The 19,330-nt window shown below is 71.4% G+C and carries 26 protein-coding genes; 9 read left to right on the plus strand and 17 right to left on the minus strand.

Annotated elements, in window-relative coordinates; genetic code table 11:
* Positions 1-6: 6 nt before the first annotated feature.
* From AC4OXY_RS24405 to AC4OXY_RS24430, 6 genes are all read right to left on the minus strand, one after another.
* Positions 7-2,229 carry a phosphotransferase family protein gene (locus AC4OXY_RS24405; protein ID WP_491991073.1) on the minus strand — a complete coding sequence of 741 codons (2,223 nt, stop codon included), beginning with the start codon at positions 2,227-2,229 and terminating at the stop codon, positions 7-9.
* Between the two features lie 165 nt (positions 2,230-2,394).
* Positions 2,395-3,132: an HAD family hydrolase gene (locus AC4OXY_RS24410; protein WP_356020414.1), complete on the minus strand. Its 738-nt coding sequence runs from the start codon at positions 3,130-3,132 to the stop codon at positions 2,395-2,397.
* Positions 3,132-4,013 (minus strand): FadR/GntR family transcriptional regulator, encoded by an 882-nt coding sequence (locus tag AC4OXY_RS24415; protein WP_362816910.1) that lies wholly within the window; start codon positions 4,011-4,013, stop codon positions 3,132-3,134. The genes AC4OXY_RS24410 and AC4OXY_RS24415 overlap by 1 nt, the downstream gene beginning before the upstream one ends.
* A 109-nt stretch (positions 4,014-4,122) precedes the next feature.
* Complete coding sequence (locus tag AC4OXY_RS24420; protein WP_376287700.1) at positions 4,123-5,037, minus strand: winged helix-turn-helix domain-containing protein; 915 nt, start codon at positions 5,035-5,037, stop codon at positions 4,123-4,125.
* Between the two features lie 333 nt (positions 5,038-5,370).
* Positions 5,371-6,624: a GNAT family N-acetyltransferase gene (locus AC4OXY_RS24425; protein WP_491991074.1), complete on the minus strand. Its 1,254-nt coding sequence runs from the start codon at positions 6,622-6,624 to the stop codon at positions 5,371-5,373.
* A gap of 43 nt (positions 6,625-6,667) precedes the next feature.
* Positions 6,668-7,300: an RsiG family protein gene (locus AC4OXY_RS24430; RefSeq protein ID WP_376287702.1), complete on the minus strand. Its 633-nt coding sequence runs from the start codon at positions 7,298-7,300 to the stop codon at positions 6,668-6,670.
* A 160-nt stretch (positions 7,301-7,460) separates the two neighbouring features.
* On the opposite strand from AC4OXY_RS24430, the gene dtd reads away from it, so the two are divergent.
* Complete coding sequence (gene dtd, locus AC4OXY_RS24435; RefSeq protein ID WP_356020422.1) at positions 7,461-7,886, plus strand: D-aminoacyl-tRNA deacylase; 426 nt, start codon at positions 7,461-7,463, stop codon at positions 7,884-7,886.
* 18 nt (positions 7,887-7,904) lie between these two features.
* On the opposite strand, the gene ygfZ is transcribed toward dtd, so the two are convergent.
* Entirely contained in the window at positions 7,905-8,870 is a 966-nt protein-coding gene (gene ygfZ, locus AC4OXY_RS24440) for a CAF17-like 4Fe-4S cluster assembly/insertion protein YgfZ (protein ID WP_356020424.1), read from the minus strand.
* A 9-nt stretch (positions 8,871-8,879) separates the two neighbouring features.
* Positions 8,880-9,317 carry a Fur family transcriptional regulator gene (locus AC4OXY_RS24445; RefSeq protein ID WP_356020427.1) on the minus strand — a complete coding sequence of 146 codons (438 nt, stop codon included), beginning with the start codon at positions 9,315-9,317 and terminating at the stop codon, positions 8,880-8,882.
* Positions 9,318-9,460: 143 nt separating this feature from the next.
* Here AC4OXY_RS24445 and AC4OXY_RS24450 point away from each other — a divergent pair, with 143 nt between their 5' ends.
* A complete protein-coding gene (locus tag AC4OXY_RS24450; RefSeq protein WP_362816916.1) occupies positions 9,461-9,715 on the plus strand; it encodes a hypothetical protein in 255 nt (84 codons plus the stop codon).
* 39 nt (positions 9,716-9,754) lie between these two features.
* On the opposite strand, the gene AC4OXY_RS24455 is transcribed toward AC4OXY_RS24450, so the two are convergent.
* The 6 genes from AC4OXY_RS24455 to AC4OXY_RS24480 all read right to left on the minus strand — a co-directional run bounded on the left by AC4OXY_RS24455 (position 9,755) and on the right by AC4OXY_RS24480 (position 14,075).
* Positions 9,755-10,330 carry a heme-binding beta-barrel domain-containing protein gene (locus AC4OXY_RS24455; protein WP_362816917.1) on the minus strand — a complete coding sequence of 192 codons (576 nt, stop codon included), beginning with the start codon at positions 10,328-10,330 and terminating at the stop codon, positions 9,755-9,757.
* Positions 10,331-10,552: 222 nt separating this feature from the next.
* On the minus strand, positions 10,553-11,404 hold the full coding sequence (locus AC4OXY_RS24460) for a hypothetical protein (protein WP_491991075.1): 852 nt from the start codon (positions 11,402-11,404) through the stop codon (positions 10,553-10,555).
* Positions 11,401-12,246 (minus strand): hypothetical protein, encoded by an 846-nt coding sequence (locus AC4OXY_RS24465; RefSeq protein WP_491991076.1) that lies wholly within the window; start codon positions 12,244-12,246, stop codon positions 11,401-11,403. Before AC4OXY_RS24465 ends, AC4OXY_RS24460 begins: the two co-directional genes overlap by 4 nt.
* Positions 12,243-12,959, minus strand: coding sequence for a hypothetical protein (locus AC4OXY_RS24470; RefSeq protein WP_491991077.1), 717 nt, complete (start codon positions 12,957-12,959; stop codon positions 12,243-12,245). The genes AC4OXY_RS24465 and AC4OXY_RS24470 overlap by 4 nt, the downstream gene beginning before the upstream one ends.
* A gap of 97 nt (positions 12,960-13,056) precedes the next feature.
* Complete coding sequence (locus AC4OXY_RS24475) at positions 13,057-13,251, minus strand: DUF397 domain-containing protein (protein ID WP_356020440.1); 195 nt, start codon at positions 13,249-13,251, stop codon at positions 13,057-13,059.
* The gene (locus AC4OXY_RS24480) at positions 13,239-14,075 is read right to left on the minus strand and encodes a helix-turn-helix domain-containing protein (protein ID WP_491994637.1); all 837 of its coding nucleotides are present in this window, start codon (positions 14,073-14,075) and stop codon (positions 13,239-13,241) included. Before AC4OXY_RS24480 ends, AC4OXY_RS24475 begins: the two co-directional genes overlap by 13 nt.
* 166 nt (positions 14,076-14,241) lie before the next feature.
* Between AC4OXY_RS24480 and AC4OXY_RS24485 the strand changes: the two genes are divergently transcribed.
* From AC4OXY_RS24485 to AC4OXY_RS24495, 3 genes are read left to right on the plus strand one after another with little or no spacing between them, the layout of a single operon-like run.
* Complete coding sequence (locus AC4OXY_RS24485; protein ID WP_356020443.1) at positions 14,242-14,403, plus strand: hypothetical protein; 162 nt, start codon at positions 14,242-14,244, stop codon at positions 14,401-14,403.
* Entirely contained in the window at positions 14,400-14,645 is a 246-nt protein-coding gene (locus AC4OXY_RS24490; RefSeq protein ID WP_362816929.1) for a hypothetical protein, read from the plus strand. Before AC4OXY_RS24485 ends, AC4OXY_RS24490 begins: the two co-directional genes overlap by 4 nt.
* Positions 14,642-15,004, plus strand: coding sequence for a DsrE family protein (locus AC4OXY_RS24495; protein ID WP_356020447.1), 363 nt, complete (start codon positions 14,642-14,644; stop codon positions 15,002-15,004). Before AC4OXY_RS24490 ends, AC4OXY_RS24495 begins: the two co-directional genes overlap by 4 nt.
* 15 nt (positions 15,005-15,019) lie before the next feature.
* On the opposite strand, the gene AC4OXY_RS24500 is transcribed toward AC4OXY_RS24495, so the two are convergent.
* Entirely contained in the window at positions 15,020-15,325 is a 306-nt protein-coding gene (locus AC4OXY_RS24500; protein WP_356020449.1) for a DUF3099 domain-containing protein, read from the minus strand.
* 95 nt (positions 15,326-15,420) lie between these two features.
* On the opposite strand from AC4OXY_RS24500, the gene AC4OXY_RS24505 reads away from it, so the two are divergent.
* The 4 genes from AC4OXY_RS24505 to AC4OXY_RS24520 all read left to right on the plus strand — a co-directional run bounded on the left by AC4OXY_RS24505 (position 15,421) and on the right by AC4OXY_RS24520 (position 17,751).
* Entirely contained in the window at positions 15,421-16,164 is a 744-nt protein-coding gene (locus AC4OXY_RS24505; RefSeq protein ID WP_356020452.1) for an LmeA family phospholipid-binding protein, read from the plus strand.
* A gap of 208 nt (positions 16,165-16,372) precedes the next feature.
* Positions 16,373-16,453 (plus strand): Ms5788A family Cys-rich leader peptide, encoded by an 81-nt coding sequence (locus AC4OXY_RS24510; protein WP_350751515.1) that lies wholly within the window; start codon positions 16,373-16,375, stop codon positions 16,451-16,453.
* 133 nt (positions 16,454-16,586) lie between these two features.
* Positions 16,587-17,432, plus strand: coding sequence for a sulfurtransferase (locus tag AC4OXY_RS24515; protein ID WP_362816931.1), 846 nt, complete (start codon positions 16,587-16,589; stop codon positions 17,430-17,432).
* 28 nt (positions 17,433-17,460) lie between these two features.
* Complete coding sequence (locus tag AC4OXY_RS24520; RefSeq protein WP_356020457.1) at positions 17,461-17,751, plus strand: DUF1416 domain-containing protein; 291 nt, start codon at positions 17,461-17,463, stop codon at positions 17,749-17,751.
* Between the two features lie 100 nt (positions 17,752-17,851).
* Here the strand turns inward: AC4OXY_RS24520 and AC4OXY_RS24525 are convergent, their stop codons facing one another.
* Together AC4OXY_RS24525 and AC4OXY_RS24530 are read right to left on the minus strand one after the other, a co-directional pair.
* On the minus strand, positions 17,852-19,042 hold the full coding sequence (locus AC4OXY_RS24525; RefSeq protein ID WP_491991078.1) for a hypothetical protein: 1,191 nt from the start codon (positions 19,040-19,042) through the stop codon (positions 17,852-17,854).
* A gap of 6 nt (positions 19,043-19,048) precedes the next feature.
* Complete coding sequence (locus tag AC4OXY_RS24530) at positions 19,049-19,303, minus strand: MoaD/ThiS family protein (RefSeq protein WP_356020461.1); 255 nt, start codon at positions 19,301-19,303, stop codon at positions 19,049-19,051.
* Between the last annotated feature and the right edge of the window lie 27 nt (positions 19,304-19,330).

The raw sequence follows: 19,330 nt of genomic DNA on the forward strand, positions 1-19,330 counted from the left end.
CCGAGCCTATGCGGGACCGCCGGGGCGGGCGGGCCGGGCCGGGGCGGGCGGCAGCCGCGGATCGCCGCGCCGCCGGGACGACAGGCCCAGGGAGGCGATGGCGGCGGCGAGGGTCATGCCGTACGAGTCGAGCGCGCGGCGGACGTTGGGGGCGTCGAGGCCCGCGCCGGTGACCAGGCGGTCGAGGTCGACGTAGGCGGAGCGGACGAGCTCGATCCAGCGGTACACCCGCCAGTCCTCCTGCCAGTTCTTCGTGAACCGCGCGGGCAGCCGGGCCTCCCAGCGGCGGAACATGCGGTCGCGGATCTCCGGCCGGGTCGGGGTGAGGTGCATGTGCCGGACCAGCTCGTACAGCGGGTCCCCGACCACGGCCAGCTCCCAGTCGATCAGGGTGAGGGCCGGGCCGTCGTCGCGGCGGACCAGGTTCCAGGGGTTGAGGTCGCCGTGCAGCAGGGCTGAGTCGCGGTCGGTGACCCGGTGCCGGGCGAGGATCTCGCGCAGCCGGGGTGCATCGGGCAGGCCGAGGAAGCGGGCGGCCTGCTGGGACTCCTTCGGCAGGGCGGCGACCAGCGCCACGAGCTGGCCGCTGAGCCAGTCGTAGAAGCCGGACCGGCGCCCGTCGCGGAACCCGGACCGGCCGGCCACCGGGTCGACCTCGGCGTAGTCCACCGTCGTCAGCTCGGCCAGCTGGTCGACCAGGCAGTCCGCCTCGTGCGGCCGCAGCCCGTGCACCGGGTGCTCGGGCCGGCGCCCGAGATCCCGCCCGCCCTCGTACGTGTGCACCGCGAACCGGTCCCCGCGATAGCGATGGGCGGGATCGGTGGCGTGAGACTCGCCGAGCGCCAGCACCCGGGGCGCCGCCACCGCCGCCCCCGACCGCTCGATGGCGGCGAGCACGGCGTGCTCACTGAGGAAGCTGGGCTCACGCCGCAGCACGACGGTCACCGCACGCCGCACGACCACGGGGAATCCGATGCCGGGCACCCGCAGCACGGTGTTGAGATGAGCGGCCCCCTTGAACACCCGCCCGGCCGGCGCGGTGCCCTCCAGCGCGAGCGCGTCGAGCACGGCGGAACGCGGAAACCCGGGATGCTCGGGCACCCGCCGATCGGGAATCCACCCGATCCCGCGCGCACGGGCACCACTGTCAGCCGCCGGCGGCGAAGCCGAGGCGGTGCTCGAAACCCCCCGGCGGAACAGCGCCCTCTCGATCTCGGCCCGCTCCGGCACCCGGCCGAGCCGCAGCGCGGCCGCGCCCCGGCGCAGGGCCGTACGGACATCCGCCGTCGCCTCCTCCAGACGGCCCCGGTCGAAGGAGTCCTCCAGGGAGCGCGCGGCACGGATCACGGCGGCGTACAACGACTGCGCGTGCTCGAAGGCGACGTAGTGCCGCAGGTCCTTGCCGAGACCGGCGACGGCACCGGGCCGCACCCGGCGCACGGCCGCCTCCCACGCCTCGACGACCTCCCGCCACCGCTGCTCGGCGTACCGCATCCGCACGAGGTGCACGGCGAGGTCGTGCAACGGGTCGCCGTACCCGGCGAGTTCCCAGTCCACGCACGTCAACGGCACGGCCCCGGAGGCGGGAACGAGCAGCGTGCCGCCGTGCAGGTCGCCGTGGAGCAGGCCGTACGGCCGCCGGGTCATCGCCGGGACGCGTTCGGCGAACCGCAGCAACGCGTCCTCGGGCACCCCGAGCGCCACGAACAGGCCACCGTATCGGCGCCAGTTGGGGCGGCGGATCTGCTGGTCGGCCTGGTGGGCGAGGGCGCGCAGGAACCCCTGGGAATCGGTGTGGTCGCCGGGCCGGCCGGCCGGCAGCGGCGGCAGCGCCGACCCGCGCACCTGCACCACCGCGGCCAGCAGCCCGGCCACGTCCGTCGCCGAGGGCAACGCGGGACGGGTGCCCGCCACATGGCTGAGGACGGTGAAGTCCGCTCCCTCCAGCAGCACGTGCGGCACCTGCGGCAGTACGGCCCCGACCGCCCGCAGGATCTCCGGCTCGCCCGGCCAGGTGCGGATCACCACCGCCGGCGCACCGGCCCGCCGCACCCGTACGGTCACCGGTGTGCCCGGCGCCCGGCCGAGCAGCCGGGCCGCCGGTTCGGTCAGCGGCAGGACGTGGTCGTCGTGGTGGTGTCCGGAACGCGCCGGCGGTGTCGCGAGCGCGCGGGTCACAAGCTCCCGGACGGCGAGGTTCGTGGCTCGCGGGACAGGCGGTGCGCCCACGGGCCGCTCCAGGTCGATCGCGCAAAAGGGAAGGGAACCAGCAACACACGAGTCGGCCGCCGAGGACCGGCTCGTACCCGTTCCCTGCGCGCGCGGGCACACCCGGCCGCTCGCGCCGCCGTGAGTGCGCACGAGTCCGGGCGGTGGCCCGGACTCGTCGGCATGCTAGCCCACCGGACGGCCGCTCCGGAGCAACGTCAGGACGGGTTCGAGCGACTGTACGACCAGGTCGGCGCCCGCCGTGCGCAGCGTCCGCTCCTTGCCCTCGTTACGCGCGTAGCCGAGGAACGCGACGCCCGCCTCGCGCGCGGCGGCCAGGTCCGAGACGGCGTCGCCGATCATCAGCGCGGCCCCGGGCGGGGCGCCCATCGCGGCGAGCGCCCGGTGCAGGCAGTGCGGGTGCGGCTTGAGGTGGTGCAACTGGTCGGTACGGCCGTACAGGTGGGGGGCGAAGCAGCCGGTGAGGCCGCGGGAGTCCAGGTAGGTGCGGGCCGCGCGGGGCGAGTTGTTGGTGGTGACGGCCAGCCGGGCGCCGACGGCCGTCCAGGTGCGGATCAGCGGATCGGCGTAGGCGGTGGGCAGGGCCGAGGCGGCGGCCCGCAGCTCCTCCTGGGTGAGCCGCTCCTCCAGCCCGGCGACGAGGTCGCTGCCCGGGCGCCGGCGGCCGACCGCGCGCAGCACCACCTGCGGGTCCAGGGTCTCCCGTTCGGCGTCGGTGAGCAGCCCGCGCAGGCCCTGGCGCTCCAGCCACTCCACCAGGTCGGCGGCCACCCGCGAGGCCCGGCGCCGGGCGAACAGCCGGCAGATCGGCCCGTCGAAGTCCCACAGCACGAAGCGGGCCGGTGTGATCAGTTCCCGAAGCTTTTCGATCTCGCTGGCATCAGAAGTCGCATCAGAAGTCACTAGGAGAGTGTCAGGTCCGACGTGATGGTTTCCCAGAGGGCGTCGAACCACTTCTGCGATTGCTCCACGAAGGCGGCGTCCCGCTGCCCGGAGCGCCGCTCGAAGGAGAAGAGGAGCGACTCGGAACCCAGGGTGTCCCACATCTCCAGTGTCCCGCTGTCGGTCGGCTCCTCGCGCCGGCTGATCATGTAGTGCGCGAACAGCGCCTCCGCCCCGTTGAGCAGGTACAGCTTCACGGGCGGGGTGAACGGCAGCGCCCGGAAGGTGACCTGGACGTCGATGTCGTGGGTGCCGCGCAGCGCCTGGAGGTTGTACTGGAGGACCTGGCCCTGGGCGTTGCGCATCGCCAGCCAGCGCTGGTGCACGGCGTCGTCCTCCTCGCTCCCGGCGTCGACCGAGACCGGGAAGGCGAGGTTGATGTCCCGGCCGGGCAGCAGCACCCGGGCGTCTATCCGGTCGGGCTTGAGCCGCCCCTCGTGGATCAGCCGCAGCGGCTCGCCGAGCGCCGGGATCAGGCTCTGCGCGGTCAGGCAGACGGCGTCGATGCGCACGTGCGACGCCGAGAACGCCTCGGTGAGCCGGGGCGCCAGCGCCACCATGGTCGGCTGCGGCCCCTCCCGGCCCTCGCCCCGCTCGGCGACCCGTGGCGGGCTGCCCTTGCTGACGTCGCTGAGCAGCCCGTCCTCCTGGAGCACGCGCAGCGCCTGGCGCACGGCACCCCGCTCGACCCCGAACTCCCCCGCCAGCACGGCCTGCGTGGGCAGCCGCGCACCGGGCCGCAGGGCACCCGTGCGGATGCGTTCGCGCAGGGTGTCGGCGATCTCCTGGGGCGTGCGCCTTCTGCTGCCGTTCACTGCCACATACTCCCGAGTCACGACCAAACGCTACAACTCTGATCCATCCAGGGAGAGTTGCCCAGAAGTTGTTCGCCCATAGCTGCCAAGCACCGGCAACTTGGCCGGAGTTGGCTGCCACCCACGCGCCCGCCGGCTACGCGCCGAACCGCAGCTCCGAACTGATCGTCCCCCACAGCGCGTCGAACCACCGCCGGGACTGCTCCACGAACGCCGCGTCCCGCGCCCCGGCGTCCCCCTCGAAGGCGAACAGCACCGAGCGCGTGCCGTCGGCGTCGTACAGCTCCAGATGCTCGTGCTCGATCTCCCGCTCACGGCGCTTGAGCGTGTAGTACGCGAACAGCGCCTCCGCGTCGTTGAGCAGATACAGCTTCACGGGCGGGGTGAACGGCAGCGCCCGGAAGGAGACCCGGACGTCGATGCCGTGCGTGGTGAGCAGGGCCAGCAGGTTCTGCCGCAGCACCTGCCCCTGGGCGTTGCGCTGGGCCAGCCAGCGGCGGTGCAGCAGACCCCCGTCGTCGGCGGCCACCGGCGCCGGGAAGGCGAGGTCGATGTCCCGGCTGGGCAGCAGCACCCGGACGTCGATCTTGGCCGGTTTCAGCCGTCCCGCGTGGATCTGTCGCAGTGGCTCGCCGACGGCCAGCGTGAGCGAGACGGAGGTCAGGCAGAGCGCGTCGATCCGCACGTGCGGCGCGGCGAAGGCGGCCGCGATGCGCGGGGTGAGCCCGACCATGGTGGGCTGCGGCGCGGCGGCCGGCCCGGACACGAAAGGCACAGGCCCGAGCGCGGGGGCCACGGTCGCCGGACTGCCTTTGGACACGTTGATGAGCAGCTGCTCGGCCTGAAGGATGCGCAGCGCCTCCCGTACGGCCCCGCGCTCGACGCCGAACTCGTCGGCCAGCTTGGCCTGCGTGGGCATGCGCTGGCCCGGCCGCAGCACGCCGGACCTGATCCGGCTGCGCAGTTCGTCGGCGATGTCGCGGTGGGACGAGCGGGGCCGCTGTGGCCTCGTCCGTCCATGGGACAAGACGTGCTCCGGGTCCACGGACAAACACTACAACTTCCCGCCAACTTCCGGCAGTTCGTCGACAGCTGGTTATGAGCCGCTTCCGCGCGGAGATAAGTACAGTGAAGTTGGCTGCCAACTTGCAGGACATGGTCGAGCTTCCCCAGTGGTTGGCCGACCGGGCTTCCCTCCGGAGGGGAGCCGGGAGCCCGGGCAGGGGACGGCCACCGAAGCGCACAGTCACAACTGAACAGGACATGAGACAAACAGCTCAGCCACAACTGAACACCGCACAGCACAGCCACAACTGAACAGCTCGCTACGGACAGCAGTCATGAACAGCCATGAACAGTCAGGGCAGCCGGGAGAAGGGACCCGTCAGAAGAGCTCCGGGCACCACGGGAGCCCGGGCGAGCGGAACAGGGCGTCGGCCTTCCGGGCGGCGCCCTCTCGTTCTTCCCGCACCCGCCCGAGCGCCACGAGCCGCCGCAGCGACTCCCCGCCGAGCCACACACTGCTCAACTCGCCGACGCCGAGGGTGAGATCGGCGCTCGCGGACGTGACCGTGCAGGAGGCCGTCCCGTCCGCCGAGGCCTCCAGCCGGAACCGCCCGCCGGCCGGCCCCTCCGGGTCGGCGACCTCCAGGACCACCGACCCCGCCGCCTCGTACGTCCGCGCCTCCAGGGCCCGTACGACGTCCAGGATCCGCAGCCACAGCCAGTCCGTGTGCTCGGTGAGGCGGGCCGCGCGCGGGTCGGGCAGGAACTGGGGCAGCAGGTCGTCCGGGGCGCGCCGGTCACTGGTCACCCGGGCCACCCAGTCGATCGAGCACAGGAAGTGCCACAGGGCGCGCTCGGCGGCCGGGGTGGTGGCGAGCATCCAGTTCACGGCCAGGGTGTCCCCCGGCTGGTTGCCCGGCCAGTCGTGCTCCGCCGTGCGGTACGACACCAGACCCTCGACCTCGCCGGAGGCGGAGCGGTACACCGCGTAGTACGGCTCGGTCCAGTCCGGGCCGGAGCGCAGGACGCCGGTCGTCAGGTCCCACCACACCGGGACACGGCTGACCGCGCCGGGCGTGGCGGCCCGGAACCGCTCGTGCAGCGCGGGCCCCAGCGTGCGCACCTCGGCGCCGTCGGCCAGATCGATCCGGCCCCCGTCCTCGGGCCCGGCCCAGCGCCGGTCGAGCCCCGCCCGGAGCGCCTCGACGGTCCACTTGACGGACCAGGCCGCCGGGCCGAAGCCGTAGCGGCCGTAGATCGGGTACTCGGCGGCGATCAGCGTGGCGACGACGTCACCGCGCTCCTTCGCCGCCGCGAGGTCCCGGCCCAGCATCTGGGTGAGCAGGCCCCGGCGCCGGTGCGTGGGACTCACGGTGACGCCCGAGACGGCGTTCGCGGGGACGAACGCGCCGCCGACGGCGGTGAGTTCCTGCCGGAAGGAGCAGAGCGTCGCCACGCACCGGTCGCCGTCGAAGGCGCCGGTCCGCCGGGCCGACGCCTCGGCGTCCGTGCGGCGGCTGCGCTCCAGCTGGTCCGCGCTCACGGTGGGCGGACTCAGGAACCCGGTGCTCACGGCCCGCAGCCAGTTCTCGTACTCGGACTCGCCGACAGCGCGTATCACCAGGTCGCTCATCACCTCACGATAGGCACACGCCCCGCCGGGCGTCGCCCCCTTTTCAGCTCAGCAGGTCGTCCACCGTGGCCTCGCCGACCCGGTACCGGCGGGCGATCTCCCCGCTGCACTCGTCGGTGGTCTGCTGCAGCCGCTGCCGGCGCTGCGAGACCTCCTGCTCGTAGCGCACCAACCGCCCCATGGCACTGCTCAGTTCGAGATCGGTCCGCGCCGCGAGATCGCTCAGCTCGACCTCGCCGAGCATCTCGGCGGCCAGCTGCCGGTACTCCTCGTTGTGCGGGGTGCCGAGCGTGACATGGCGGGCCGAGGAGCGGTAGCGGGCCGGGGCGTCCTTCAGGATCTCCGGGAGCCGGTCCACCACCGAGCCGTCGGCCGGCGCGGGCACCGAGGCCCGGCCGCGCCGGCACAGCTCCGCGCGCAGGATGTCGATCCGCCCCTGGAGCAGTCGCCGCACATAGCTGAGGTCCGCCTCGTCGCGCTGGGCGTCCCGGCGCAGGGTGCGCAGCTCGGGCAGGCCGAGCCGGGCCAGTTCGCGCTCGCGGGGCTCGGCGGGCAGCACGGGGCTCGACGGACTGTCGGCGCGCTGCGTGGGCGCCCGGTACGTCACCTCCGGCATCCCCTGGACCCCTTGGACCCCCTGGAGCTCCAGCCGCCCGCTGGTACTAGGTGTGCTCATCGTGGTTCTGACCGTCCCCTCGACCGGCGTGTGGTAAGCATCGTGCCACCCCGACCGACCGCAATGTGACCGAGTGCCCCCGAACAGCCCCAGATGGGCGGTAAGGATTGATAATGGGCCGCCTGTGACCACGAGCGGGACACGCGGCATGATGGTCCGCATGCGAGCGGTGGTGCAGCGGGTGGACGGCGCGAGCGTCGTCGTGGACGGCGAGACGGTCGGCGCGATCGAGGGCGAGGGGCTGTGCGTCCTGGTCGGGGTGACCCACGAGGACACCAAGGAGAAGGCGGCCCAGCTGGCCCGCAAGCTGTGGTCGATCCGCATGCTCCAGGACGAGCGGTCGTGCAGCGACGTCGACGCCCCGCTGCTGGTCATCAGCCAGTTCACCCTCTACGGCGACGCCCGCAAGGGCCGCCGCCCCACGTGGAACGCGGCGGCCCCGGGCGATGTCGCCGAGCCCCTGGTCGACGAGGTGGTGTCCCAACTGCGGGCCCTCGGCGCGACGGTGGCGACGGGCCGGTTCGGGGCGCGGATGCGGGTGTCCCTGACGAACGACGGCCCCTTCACGGTGCTGCTGGAGATGTGACGACGCCCCAGGGCCGGCCTACGGCTCGACCACGACCTCCTGCGCGGCGGCGGTGTCACCGGCGATCAGCCGCGCGTCCACCGGCACATTGCGCTTGACCAGCGCCAGTGCCACCGGCCCCAGCTCGTGGTGGCGTACGGACGTCGTCACGAACCCGATCCTGCGCCCGTCGGGCCCGTCGTCCGCGAGGCGGATCTCGGTTCCCGCGCCCGGCAGATGGACGTCGCTCCCGTCCAGGTGCAGGAAGACCAGCCGGCGCGGCGGCTTGCCCAGGTTCTGCACCCGGGCCACGGTCTCCTGCCCCCGGTAGCAGCCCTTCTGCAGGTGCACCGCCGTACCGATCCAGCCCAGCTCGTGCGGAATGGTCCGGTGGTCGGTCTCGAAGCCGAGCCGGGGCCGGTGCTGCTCGACGCGCAGCGCCTCGTACGCGAGCAGCCCGGCGGCGGGTCCGTGGGAGGCCGCGAAGGACTCCAGGTCGGCCCTCGGCAGGAACAGGTCCCGCCCGTACGCCGTCTCCCGTACGACGACGCCGTCCGGCACCTCGGCGATGGACCCGGCGGGCAGGTGGACGACCGCGAAGTCGTCCGTCCGGTCGGCGACCTCGACCCGGTAGAAGAACTTCATCGACTCCAGGTAGGCGAGGAGCGCCTCCCGCGTCCCGGGCTCCACGTGCGCCCACACCGTCGTACCGTCGTCGACCAGGTACAGGGCGTGCTCGATGTGCCCGTGCGCGGACAGGATCAGCGCCTCGGTGGCCTCGCCGGGCGGCAGCTCGCTGACGTGCTGGGTGAGGAGCAGGTGCAGCCAGCTCAGCCGGTCGTCACCGGTGACCGTGACGACGCCGCGATGGGACAGGTCCACGAAGCCGCTGCCCTCGGCGAGGGCACGCTGCTCACGGAACAGGTCGCCGTAGTGGGCGGCGACACCTTCGTCCACGCCCTCGGCGGGGACGGCGCCGGGCAGGGACAGCAGAGGGCTCTTCATACGGCCAGCCTACGACGCGGTAGTTGAACTCTTCAGGGAGCAGTCCTTGCAGCGGCCGAAGATCGCGAAGTGCTTCATGTCGGTGTCGAACCCGAACTGCGCCCGCAGCTTGGCGGTGAACTCCGACGCGACCGCCACATCGGCCTCGATCACGCTCTCGCAGTCCCGGCACACCAGATGCAGATGGTGATGCCGGTCGGCGAGGTGGTAGGTGGGCGCCCCGTGCCCGAGGTGGGCGTGGCTGACCAGGCCCAGCTCCTCCAGCAGCTCCAGCGTCCGGTAGACGGTGGAAATGTTGACCCCCGACGCCGTCTTCTTCACTTCCGTGAGGATGTCGTCGGGGGTCGCGTGCTCAAGGGTGTCCACGGCTTCGAGCACGAGCTGCCGCTGCGGCGTCAGCCGGTAGCCACGCTGCCTGAGGTCACTCTTCCAGTCGGTGCTCACCACACCGACGAGTCTAGAACCACGCCCGTCACACCGGGAGCCGGTCCTCTTCGGCCGCATGAGTGGTTAGCTCGATAATTCGTTATTCAGGATGAATTCCGTGGGTAGCTTCGCGGCGACCTGTCGCCCCCAACACGGAGGTATCCATGCACGTCCGCAGAATCCTGGCCCTCGCGGTCGCCACCCCTGTCCTGCTCGCCACGCTCGGCGCGACCGCGGCGTCCGCCCGTCCCGGGCCCACGGCCGCCGGCCAGCCCGCCGCCGGGGACATCTGGTCCCGGCCCGACAACCACCGCAACCACCCCGGGCACGACCCGAAGCCGAAGTCCGCCGACGACGACATGGACGCGGAGGACGGTCTCGTCGGCGGTCTCGCGGGTGGGCTGCTGGGACGCGTGTGAAGCCGCGTGTGATCAGGAAAGGCCCTTACCCGGCCTTGGTCACTTGAAGAACGCGATGCCGTCGTCCGGCATGTCGTCGGGGAGGGCCTTGGCCCAGCGCTCGACGTCCTCGGGGGTGACGACCTTCTTCAGATGGGCCGACATGTAGGGGCGCAGCTCGACGTCGGGCGTCTGCTTCTCGCCGACCCACATCAGGTCGCTCTTCACATACCCGTAGAGCCGCTTGCCGCCGCTGTACGGCCGGGCGGCGGCCGTGCGGGCGACGGCGTCCGTGACCAGGTCGATCTGCGGCTTCTTGTCGGCCATCTCGCCGTACCAGATCTCGATGACACCGTCGTCGCGGGTCATCGTCACCTCGACCTTGCGGTCGGCGTCGATCCGCCAGAAGCCGGACTCCGACTCCAGCGGGCGGACCTTGTTGCCGTCGTTGTCCAGCACCCAGGTGCGGGAGTGGTACTCCAGGAAGTCCCGTCCGTCGTGGGTGAAGCTGACCTCCTGGCCGAAGTTGCACTTCTCGGCGCCGGGGAAGTCGTGCACGCCCGCGCCGGCCCAGTTGCCGAGCAGGAAGGCGAGCGGGACGAGGTCCTTGTGCAGGTCGGACGGGATCTCGATCATGAGCGGAAAGCTTTCCTAGGTGAGGTTCAGCGCTGGCCCTGGTACAGCTTCTTCACTGCCAGAGCGGCGAAGGCGAGCACGCCGACGCAGACCAGGACCAGCAGGGTTTCGAAGAAGATCTCCACGGGTGCTCCTTGAGCGAGGGTGGGCGTACGACAGAGCCGGGGCTCAGCTTACGCGGCCGGGACCCGGCACTCTTGCCGAGGTGCGCTGTCCGGGTCCTCAGCCGAGCAGCTGCTGCTGCAGGACCACCGTCTGCTGGAACGGGATCTCCTTCGCACCGCCCGCGCGGGACTGCACCACGAGTGCGATGACGTCGCCGGAGGAGATGTAGGCCTGCCGCACCTGCTCGGCACCGTACGGCTGCTTTTCGGCGAACTCCTCCACGAGGCTGTTCCCGTCGGCGGTGGCGGCCGCGGGGTACGACTCGTCCATCGCGTTGTCGGCAGCCCCGCGCAGGGCGAGCGGCGGGTCGTCGTAGCCGGTGAACTCGTCCTGCTGGACCTCGCCGGCGATCAGGCCGGTCTCGAACTGGAGCAGGTAGATCCGGGTCCGGGTGCCGTCCGGCATGGTCCAGCCGCGGGCGGCGATGTGCCGCAGGCCGTGGTCGGTGAGCTCGCCCTGGAGAGCGTCCCGGTCGTCCTTGCTCGCGTACTCCGCGAGGAACACCTTCGGGTTGGTCCATCCGCGGTCGCCGGCGAGTGCCGGGACGGCCTTGGCGCCCTTCGGCGCGGACAGCACCAGTGTGCGCAGGTCGGCGTAGTGGATGTCCGCCGCGTTGTTGCGGGCGAAGGGGGCCGGGCGGCCGGCGGGCAGTGGCGGACGGACGATCCGCGGGTAGTCCCAGCGGCCGTCCGGACGCGTGGCGAGGCCGGGGAGGTCGGTGCGCTCCACCCGGGTGATGCCGTACGCCGTCGACGTGCCGGCCACCGCGAAGACCGCGAGGGCCGCGGTCCAGCGCAGGACGGCCCGCAGGACCGGGCGGTCCTTGCCCGCGGGCGCCGCGGGCTCCTGCTCCGGCTCCGGCTCCGGCTCCGGCAGCACGGGGGCGACGGGAATCTGCTGCTCGCTCATACGGCCTTCCCCGGGTCCTTGTCCTTGATGCGGTCGAGCTCTCTGCCGACGAAGACGGCGATGTGGTCGGTGTCGAGCGGGCGGGTCCCGGCCGCGTTGACGGTGACGAGCACGTCGCCCACCGAGGCGGAGCAGACCATGCGGTCGGTCTTCTCGTCGCCCGTCTTGGGCATCCGGAAGCAGGCCGCGTCCGTGTGGCCCTGGATCTCCGGCCCCCTGGGGAAGACCCCGAGGGCCTTGAAGACCTCGTTCCGGCTGGTGGAGAGTTCGCGTGCGGAGTCGCGGTTCGCCAGCCGGACCAGTTCGAAGGTGAGCGTGAAGGGCTTGTCGAGGCCTCCGTACTCGCTGTCGAACGGGGCGTAGCTGCGCATCGCCATGCCCTGGATGTGTTCCTTGTCGATCACCTGGTCCAGTGCCCGCCGGGTCGCCGGCGGCAGGCCGTGGATCTCCTGCTTGCGCAGTGCGGTGGCCTCGCGTCCGTCGAGCGCGACGTCGGGGCCGAACTCGCCGATGTCCGGCCCCTGGCCGTAGCCGTAGGACACGCCCTTCTCGTACGGCATCAGCATGCCGCGCAGCCCCGAGACGTCCTTGCCCTGCTGGTCGTCCTGGGGGTTCTCGCCCTTGTCGCCCCCCTCGGAGGCCTTGGGGAACGTGAAGACGGGCTTGCCGGGATCCCGGTCGGCACCGGCGACCGTCACCGCGGTGAACCCGAGCCCGCCGACAACGGCGAGGGCCAGCAGTGCGACGGCGACGATCCGGCCCACGGGCCGCCTGGCGGGGGCCGGTGCGGGCGGTGCGGGCGGCGTCTCGGGCTCGGCGGATTCGTTCACAGCCTCGTTCACAGCTGGGCCACCTGCCGCTTCGCCAGTTCCATGATCTCGTTCTCGGGGATCGGCTTGGTGTCGGTGATCCAGATGTCCATGTAGATGTCACCGCGCGAGGCGAGCGCCTCGGCCGAGTACACCGGCAGGTAGCCGCTCTCGGCCTTGGGCGTGCGGTGCGCGAACACCATGCCGTCGCCCGTGCCGGGGATGGGCGAGCTGCCGGTGTCCGGATCCCGCTCGGCCCAGTACCGCTGCTCCTCCACGTGCTTGGCGGCGCCGGGCGCCGACACCTGGTGGTACTGGACGAGCCGTATCTCGACGTCGTACGTGCCGGTCTGCCAGGTGGTCTGGGCCGCGCGCCGGAACTCGCTCTTCAGCTCGTCCTTGAAGGCCCCGGTCGGATTCTTGAAGGCGCTCGCGTAGTCGGCCAGGTCCATCCAGCCGTCGGCACTCCCGAAGTCGGTGGCCCGCGCGCCCTTGGGCCGCTTCAGCAGCAGCTTGCGCAGGTCGCCGTCGGTCTTCACCCGGCGGTCGTCCGCCGCCGACAGAGGCTCGACAGTGCCCTTGCCCTGAGGGACGACGGGCTGCGACAGCGAGGGCAGCCTCGTGGGCGGCCGACCGGCCTGGACGACGTAACCGGTGCAGAGCCCCGCGACGACACCGAGACCGGCGGTCCCCGCGATCAGCGCGGCGGTCCGGCCCCGGCGCCCCGGTCTTTCAGGTGATTCCAAGACGTCTCCCTACAGGATGGGAGCGCGGGTTGCCCACCCGCGCTCCACAGGAGACTCATGGCATGCACACGGAGTTGTAGCGCGGTTTGATTACGATTCAGCGCTTGACGTCGTCCACGAACGCCCCCCAGGCGCCCGCGCCGAAGAGGAGGGGGGTGCGGGTGGTGTCCTTGCTGTCCCTGACAGGGATGACGGAAGGGATGTTGTCGGCGACTTCGACACAGGCGCCGCCGTCCGAGTTGCTGTAGCTGCTCTTGCGCCATGTCGCGTGGCTCAGGTCTATGGCTCGCACGGCACTTCCTCCAACACTCGCAAGATGAACTTCAGCGATTCGGCCGGGTTCAACACCAGGTCGCGAATCGCATCATATCTGCGCTGCAATCCCTCAACCTTGCTTGTTTCCTCGATCAGTTCACCGCGTGCGTCGTTCTCCACGTAGGCCACGGTACGGCCGTCCGGCAACCGCAGGAAGGTCACAGCAGTGTCCATCAGGCCGTGCAGCCCGGTGCCGAACGGCAGCACGTAGAGGGTGATGTTCGGGCGCTCCGAAACCTCCGCCAGATACGCCAACTGCTCCCGCCACTCACGGGGGCATTGCAATGAAGCCCGCAGAGCGCCCTCGGAGAGGAGGGCGCGGAACGGCGACGCGTCATCCCCCTCCAGCACCTGGCGTCGCCCGATGCGCGCTTCCACCTGCCGCTCCAGCTCATCGCCCTTGCTGCCGCCTGCCGCGAGCAACTCACGTGCATACTCCGGGGTTTGAAGGAGTCCGTGAAGGGTGCCGCATCCGTAGTGCCAGAGGCTGATGGCCTCTGCCTCCAGCTCCATATAACCCCGGTACTGCTCCTTGAACCGCGTCGGATCCGCCACCGCCAACTCCCACAGCGTGACCAGCAGTCCCGGTGTGCCGTAGTACTGGTCCAGCGCCTGGACGACCTCCGGGCCGCCCAGGGTCCGTCCGCTCTCCATCTTGCTGAACAGGGACGCGTCCCAGCCCACTTCCTTCGCGAGGTCCCGCAGGCTCGGGCCGCGCTCGCTCCGCAGGCGCCGTAACTCCTCGGCGAAGCGTCCCCGTGGCTCCTGACTCCGTCCCGTGATCACCAGCCGCTGCGGCATCGCGCTCCTGTTGAATTTGTTGAATTTGGCAGGCCCAGCGTGGAAGTTGAGCCTCTCAACAGCCCAGATGCCGTTTCTCTGCGCCATGCTCATCACGCCACCCGAACACGCAGCGTAGCGCTCCCCTCGCGCTGTGCGCAGGCGTGCGGAGAAAGGAGCCGACCCCATGAACGACATCACCCGGCCACCGAGCCCCGTCCCCGGCTGCGCCGCCTGCGCGGAGCTGGCGGGCCAACGGGAGGCCGCGCAGGCGACGTACGACCGGAGCGCAGAGGTGGACGCCAACGTCCTGCTGCGCCAGCACCAGCGCAGGGAGCACCAGGCATGACGGGACTGCCGTACGAGGAGTGCAAGCGATGGCAGGAGGAGGGGCGTACGCCCCGGGACCCGGAGTCCGTCCCGCCCGCGTACGCGGTGCCGCCCTTCCACCCGTACTTCGCCGAGCGGGCCCGGGAGCGACGGCGCCCGCGGCGATCGGTGGACGGCGCCACCGTCAGCGGCGTCCTCACCGTCCTCTGCCTGGCCACGCTGATCGTCACCGTCGTCGTCGCGGCTACGCTTCCCTCATGACCAAGAAGCTCGTGATCAAGGTGACGGCCGGGGCCGACGCGCCCGAGCGCTGTTCGCAGGCGTTCACCGTGGCGGCGGTGGCCGTGGCCAGTGGCGTCGAGGTCTCGCTGTGGCTGACCGGCGAGTCGTCCTGGTTCGCGCTGCCGGGGCGGGCGGCGGAGTTCGAGCTGCCGCACTCCGCGCCGCTGCCGGACCTGATCGAGTCGGTCCTGGCCGCCGGGCGCCTCACGCTGTGCACGCAGTGCGCGGCCCGGCGGGAGATCACCGAGAAGGACGTCATCGAGGGCGTACGGATCGCGGGCGCGCAGGTCTTCGTCCAGGAGGCCCTCGCCGACGACACCCAGGCCCTCGTGTACTGACAGGTCACTGCCGGATCACTGCCTGGGGCGCTTCTTGCCGTCCAGTTCGTCCCACCACTCGTCGGACTTCGGGTCCCCCGACGGATCGTCCCACCAACGGTCCTCGGGGCCCCGGCGGTTGGCGATCATCGCGGCGACCGGTGGAATGACCATGGCCACCACGCACATGCCGACGGCCGCCGGCACAGACCAGATCCGGACGACTCCCCAGGCCAGAACGAAAAGCCCGATACAGACGCCCATCATCGCGAAGTAGACGTGCCGCCGCCGCGCGTACATACGTCCAGAGTAGGTCGCGGGGCTCCGAGCGGCCCCTGTCACAACTGATCCACAAACTCCCGGCGCCCCCGCCCCGCAGGGTTACCGTGGCGTACGGCAGCGGACGAACGACACCGACCCCCGGGGAGAACCACCACATGCGCGCCCTGCGAATACTCCTGATCCTCGTCGTGATCCTGGGCGGGCTGTTCGTGATCGTGGACCGGGTCGCCGTGCACTTCGCCGAGGGGCAGGCCGCCGACAAGCTGAAGTCGACGGAGAACCTCGCCTCGACACCGGACGTCAGCATCGAGGGGTTCCCGTTCCTCACCCAGCTGGCGGGCGGGTCGCTGGACGACGTACAGGTCGGGATCAAGGACTACCAGGCGGCCACCGGGACCGACGGCAAGACGATCCGGATCGACGACCTGAAGGCCGACATGAAGGGCGTCTCCTTCTCCGGCGACTACAGCTCCGCCACCGCGGACAGCGCCACCGGCACCGCGACCGTCTCCTACGCCGAGCTGCTGAAGACCGCCAAGTCCCAGCCGACCGAGGTCGTACCCGGGGTCCAGGCCCAGGTCGTGGGGCTGTCCGACGGCGGCAACGGCAAGATCAAGGTCGCGATCCGCATCACCGGCTCGTTCCTGTCCATCCCGGTCGACCAGACGACGTCCGTGCTCAGCTCCGTGGCCGTCGTGAACAACAAGGTCGAGGTCCACGCCGACTCCCTGCCCAAGCTGGCCGCCGTCGCCGCCGCCGACAACCGCGTCCGCGACATCACCGACTTCAACCAGGCCATCGACCGGCTGCCCGGCGGCATCAAGCTGGACAAGGTGCAGGCCGCGCCGGACGGCGTGCAGATCAGCGTGAAGGGTTCGGACGTCAGGCTGGCAGGGTAGGGACACCCGCGGAACACCGGCGATGGACAGACTTCGTCCGACTGGCGAGACGGCCACGTCCGTACCGTAGCTGCGTCACCCGCACGAGCGCCCGGAGGCCACCGCCGCCTGCCCCGGGCGCTCTTCTCGTCCCAACATTCGGACGATCGCATCTCGCCATACGACACACCGGTGACACGCGCGCCCGGACGTCCCTACGATCGGGGCCATGAAGCGACAGGCGGATCTCACGAAGCGGCGGGCAGTGGACCTGTGCCGCGTTGCCGCCATGCTCTGTCGCCCCTTCTGAGTGGAAGTAATCCACTTCCGCATCCCTCAGCCGCCCTGCTGGTAAGGGCACCCGTGCGCCGCCCGGCCCTTCCGGGCGCGCGCCCTCTCTACTTCTGCACGCCCCGCCGCGACTGCCCCGGAGGAGAAAGAGCATGAGCCGCAGCGACGTCCTCGTAGACGCCGACTGGGTCCAGGACAACCTGGACAACCCGAACATCGCCCTCGTGGAGGTGGACGAGGACACGTCCGCCTACGAGAAGAACCACATCAAGAACGCGATCCGCATCGACTGGACCAAGGACCTCCAGGACCCGGTCCGCCGCGACTTCATCGACCAGGCCGGCTTCGAGAAGCTGCTGTCGGAGAAGGGCATCGCCAACGACACGCTGGTGATCCTCTACGGCGGCAACAACAACTGGTTCGCGTCGTACGCCTACTGGTACTTCAAGCTCTACGGCCACGAGAACGTCAAGCTCCTCGACGGCGGCCGCAAGAAGTGGGAGCTGGACGCCCGCGAGCTGGTCGCCGGCGACGAGGTCCCCGAGCGCGCGAAGACCGACTACAAGGCCAAGGCCCAGGACACCTCGATCCGCGCCTTCCGTGACGACGTCGTCGCCGCGATCGGCTCGCAGAACCTGGTCGACGTGCGCTCGCCCGACGAGTTCAGCGGCAAGCTGCTCGCCCCGGCCCACCTGCCGCAGGAGCAGTCGCAGCGCCCGGGCCACGTGCCGAGCGCGCGCAACATCCCGTGGTCGAAGAACGCCAACGACGACGGCACCTTCAAGTCGGACGAGGAGCTCAAGGAGCTCTACGCCGAGGAGAGCGTGGACCTCGCCAAGGACACGATCGCCTACTGCCGCATCGGTGAGCGCTCGGCCCTGACCTGGTTCGTGCTGCACGAGCTGCTCGGCGTGCAGAACGTCAAGAACTACGACGGTTCCTGGACCGAGTACGGCTCCCTCGTCGGCGTGCCGATCGAGCTCGGCGCCAACAAGTAAGACATCCCCCTTCTTCTGGAGAGACGACATGTGCGGAGCGAAGGCCGGCGGCCCCGACGCCTCGACGATCAAGCCCGGTGAGACCACGATCCAGGGCCAGGTGACCCGCGACGGCGAGCCGGTGACGGGCTACGTCCGTCTGCTGGACTCGACCGGCGAGTTCACGGCCGAGGTCCCGACCTCGGCGACCGGTCAGTTCCGGTTCTACGCGGCCGAGGGCACGTGGACCCTGCGGGCGCTGGTGCCGGGCGGCTCCGCCGACCGCACGGTCGTCGTGGCGGAGAAGGGCGGGCTCGCCGAGGTCGCCATCGCGGTCTGAGCGAGCCGAGGACTCAGTGACGGCTGAGTGACGGACAGAAGGGCCGTACCCCGGGGTTGGACGCCATGGGGGTACGGCCCTTCGGTCTGCTTCCGCCTGCTCAGCCCAGCGCGCGGCCCAGGGCCCACACCACCGGGGCCGCCGCCGACAGCGGGAGTGCGACGCCGGCCGTGAAGTGCACGAAGCGGGACGGGTAGTCGTAGCTGGCGACGCGGTGACCGATCAGCGCGCAGGCCGCTGCCGCCGCGCCCAGGGCGGCGCCCTGCGTGCCGAAGTGGGTCATCTGGCCCACCGCGATGCCCGCGCCCGCGGCCGCCAGCAGGGAGACCACGACCGAGACCGGGGTCGGCAGGGGCAGCGCGCGGGCCAGGACCGCGACCGCCACCGCCGCCGCGCCGACCGACACCGCGTGCGTGTCGGCGCCCAGGTAGCCGGTGGCGAGGACGGTCAGCGACGCCGAGGCGACCGTCGCCATCAGGCCGTACATCCGCTCGTCCGGCGAGGCGTGCGAGCGCAGCTGGAGGACCAGGGACAGCAGGACCCAGACGCCGAGGGGGCCGAGGATCGCGGCGGGCGCGTTGTCGCGGCCCGCGACCAGGACCGCCGCGTCGGCCGTCAGGCCGCCCGCGAAGGCCAGCGCGATGCCCTGCCGGGCGGGCCACATGCCGTTCAGCCGGAACCAGCCCGCCGCCGTCACGGCCTGGAGCACGACCAGCGGGACGACCAGGGCGTACGAGGCGATCGGTGCCGTCGCGGCCAGGAGCAGGCCGAGGACGGCGGTCAGCAGCGCCGGCTGCATGCCGGGCTCGATGACCGGCGAACGGCCCTCCAGGCGCGCCCGCTGGGCGTCCGTGATCCGGGCGTTCCCGCCGAGCGTGGCCGGGCCGTACTCCGGCTCCCCCTCCTCCTGCGCCTCCGGCTCGGCCGCGGGCGCGGCCTTCGGCTCGGGCTCGGGTACCGGCTGCGGCTGGGGCTGCGGCTGCGGCTGCGGCTGCGGCTGTGCGTACGGACCGGAGTACGCCGGCTGCTGGTACTGCTGCTGATAGGGCTGGGGCTGGGGCTGCTGGTACGGCTGCGCCGGCGGGTACGTGTGCGCGTGCGTCTGCGTGTCCCACGTCTGGCCCTGCCACTGCTGGGTCGACTGGGGGTCGTAGCCCGACTGGTGGCCGTACTGGTCGTACGGGCCGTGCTGGTCGTAGGCCTGCCACTGCTGCTGTGGTTGCTGCTGTGGTTGCTGTTGCTGCTGGTACGGGTCGTAGGGCCCGTACCCCTCATGCGGCTGGTCGCTCATCGCGCCTCATCCTCCTGCGAACGGCGGGAGCACTTCGACCGTGCCGCCCTCGGCCAGCCGTACCGTCTCATGCGCGCGGGTCCCGACGGGGTCACCGTCTATGAGGAAGGAGCATCGCTGGAGCACACGCGACAGCTCACCGGGGTGCCGCGCGCGCACGGCGGCCAGCGCGTCGGCCAGCGTGTCCGCGTCGTACGGCTCCTCGGGGACGCCGGACGCGGCCTTGGCGGCGGCCCAGTAGCGCACCGTGACCTTGGGCATCTCGTTCCTCAATCGACGGCAGGAAAG

It is taken from the genome of Streptomyces sp. HUAS MG56, assembly GCF_058673395.1.

What these genes read in the sequence shown, in the direction of transcription:
- AC4OXY_RS24425 (WP_491991074.1), bottom strand. Translation starts at nt 6,624, where the DNA reads ATGAGCGACCTGGTGATACGCGCTGTCGGCGAGTCCGAGTACGAGAAC.
- AC4OXY_RS24430 (WP_376287702.1), bottom strand. Translation starts at nt 7,300, where the DNA reads ATGAGCACACCTAGTACCAGCGGGCGGCTGGAGCTCCAGGGGGTCCAA.
- dtd (WP_356020422.1), top strand. Translation starts at nt 7,461, where the DNA reads ATGCGAGCGGTGGTGCAGCGGGTGGACGGCGCGAGCGTCGTCGTGGAC.
- ygfZ (WP_356020424.1), bottom strand. Translation starts at nt 8,870, where the DNA reads ATGAAGAGCCCTCTGCTGTCCCTGCCCGGCGCCGTCCCCGCCGAGGGC.
- AC4OXY_RS24450 (WP_362816916.1), top strand. Translation starts at nt 9,461, where the DNA reads ATGCACGTCCGCAGAATCCTGGCCCTCGCGGTCGCCACCCCTGTCCTG.
- AC4OXY_RS24455 (WP_362816917.1), bottom strand. Translation starts at nt 10,330, where the DNA reads ATGATCGAGATCCCGTCCGACCTGCACAAGGACCTCGTCCCGCTCGCC.
- AC4OXY_RS24460 (WP_491991075.1), bottom strand. Translation starts at nt 11,404, where the DNA reads ATGAGCGAGCAGCAGATTCCCGTCGCCCCCGTGCTGCCGGAGCCGGAG.
- AC4OXY_RS24480 (WP_491994637.1), bottom strand. Translation starts at nt 14,075, where the DNA reads ATGCCGCAGCGGCTGGTGATCACGGGACGGAGTCAGGAGCCACGGGGA.
- AC4OXY_RS24485 (WP_356020443.1), top strand. Translation starts at nt 14,242, where the DNA reads ATGAACGACATCACCCGGCCACCGAGCCCCGTCCCCGGCTGCGCCGCC.
- AC4OXY_RS24490 (WP_362816929.1), top strand. Translation starts at nt 14,400, where the DNA reads ATGACGGGACTGCCGTACGAGGAGTGCAAGCGATGGCAGGAGGAGGGG.
- AC4OXY_RS24495 (WP_356020447.1), top strand. Translation starts at nt 14,642, where the DNA reads ATGACCAAGAAGCTCGTGATCAAGGTGACGGCCGGGGCCGACGCGCCC.
- AC4OXY_RS24505 (WP_356020452.1), top strand. Translation starts at nt 15,421, where the DNA reads ATGCGCGCCCTGCGAATACTCCTGATCCTCGTCGTGATCCTGGGCGGG.
- AC4OXY_RS24510 (WP_350751515.1), top strand. Translation starts at nt 16,373, where the DNA reads ATGAAGCGACAGGCGGATCTCACGAAGCGGCGGGCAGTGGACCTGTGC.
- AC4OXY_RS24515 (WP_362816931.1), top strand. Translation starts at nt 16,587, where the DNA reads ATGAGCCGCAGCGACGTCCTCGTAGACGCCGACTGGGTCCAGGACAAC.
- AC4OXY_RS24520 (WP_356020457.1), top strand. Translation starts at nt 17,461, where the DNA reads ATGTGCGGAGCGAAGGCCGGCGGCCCCGACGCCTCGACGATCAAGCCC.
- AC4OXY_RS24525 (WP_491991078.1), bottom strand. Translation starts at nt 19,042, where the DNA reads ATGAGCGACCAGCCGCATGAGGGGTACGGGCCCTACGACCCGTACCAG.
- AC4OXY_RS24530 (WP_356020461.1), bottom strand. Translation starts at nt 19,303, where the DNA reads ATGCCCAAGGTCACGGTGCGCTACTGGGCCGCCGCCAAGGCCGCGTCC.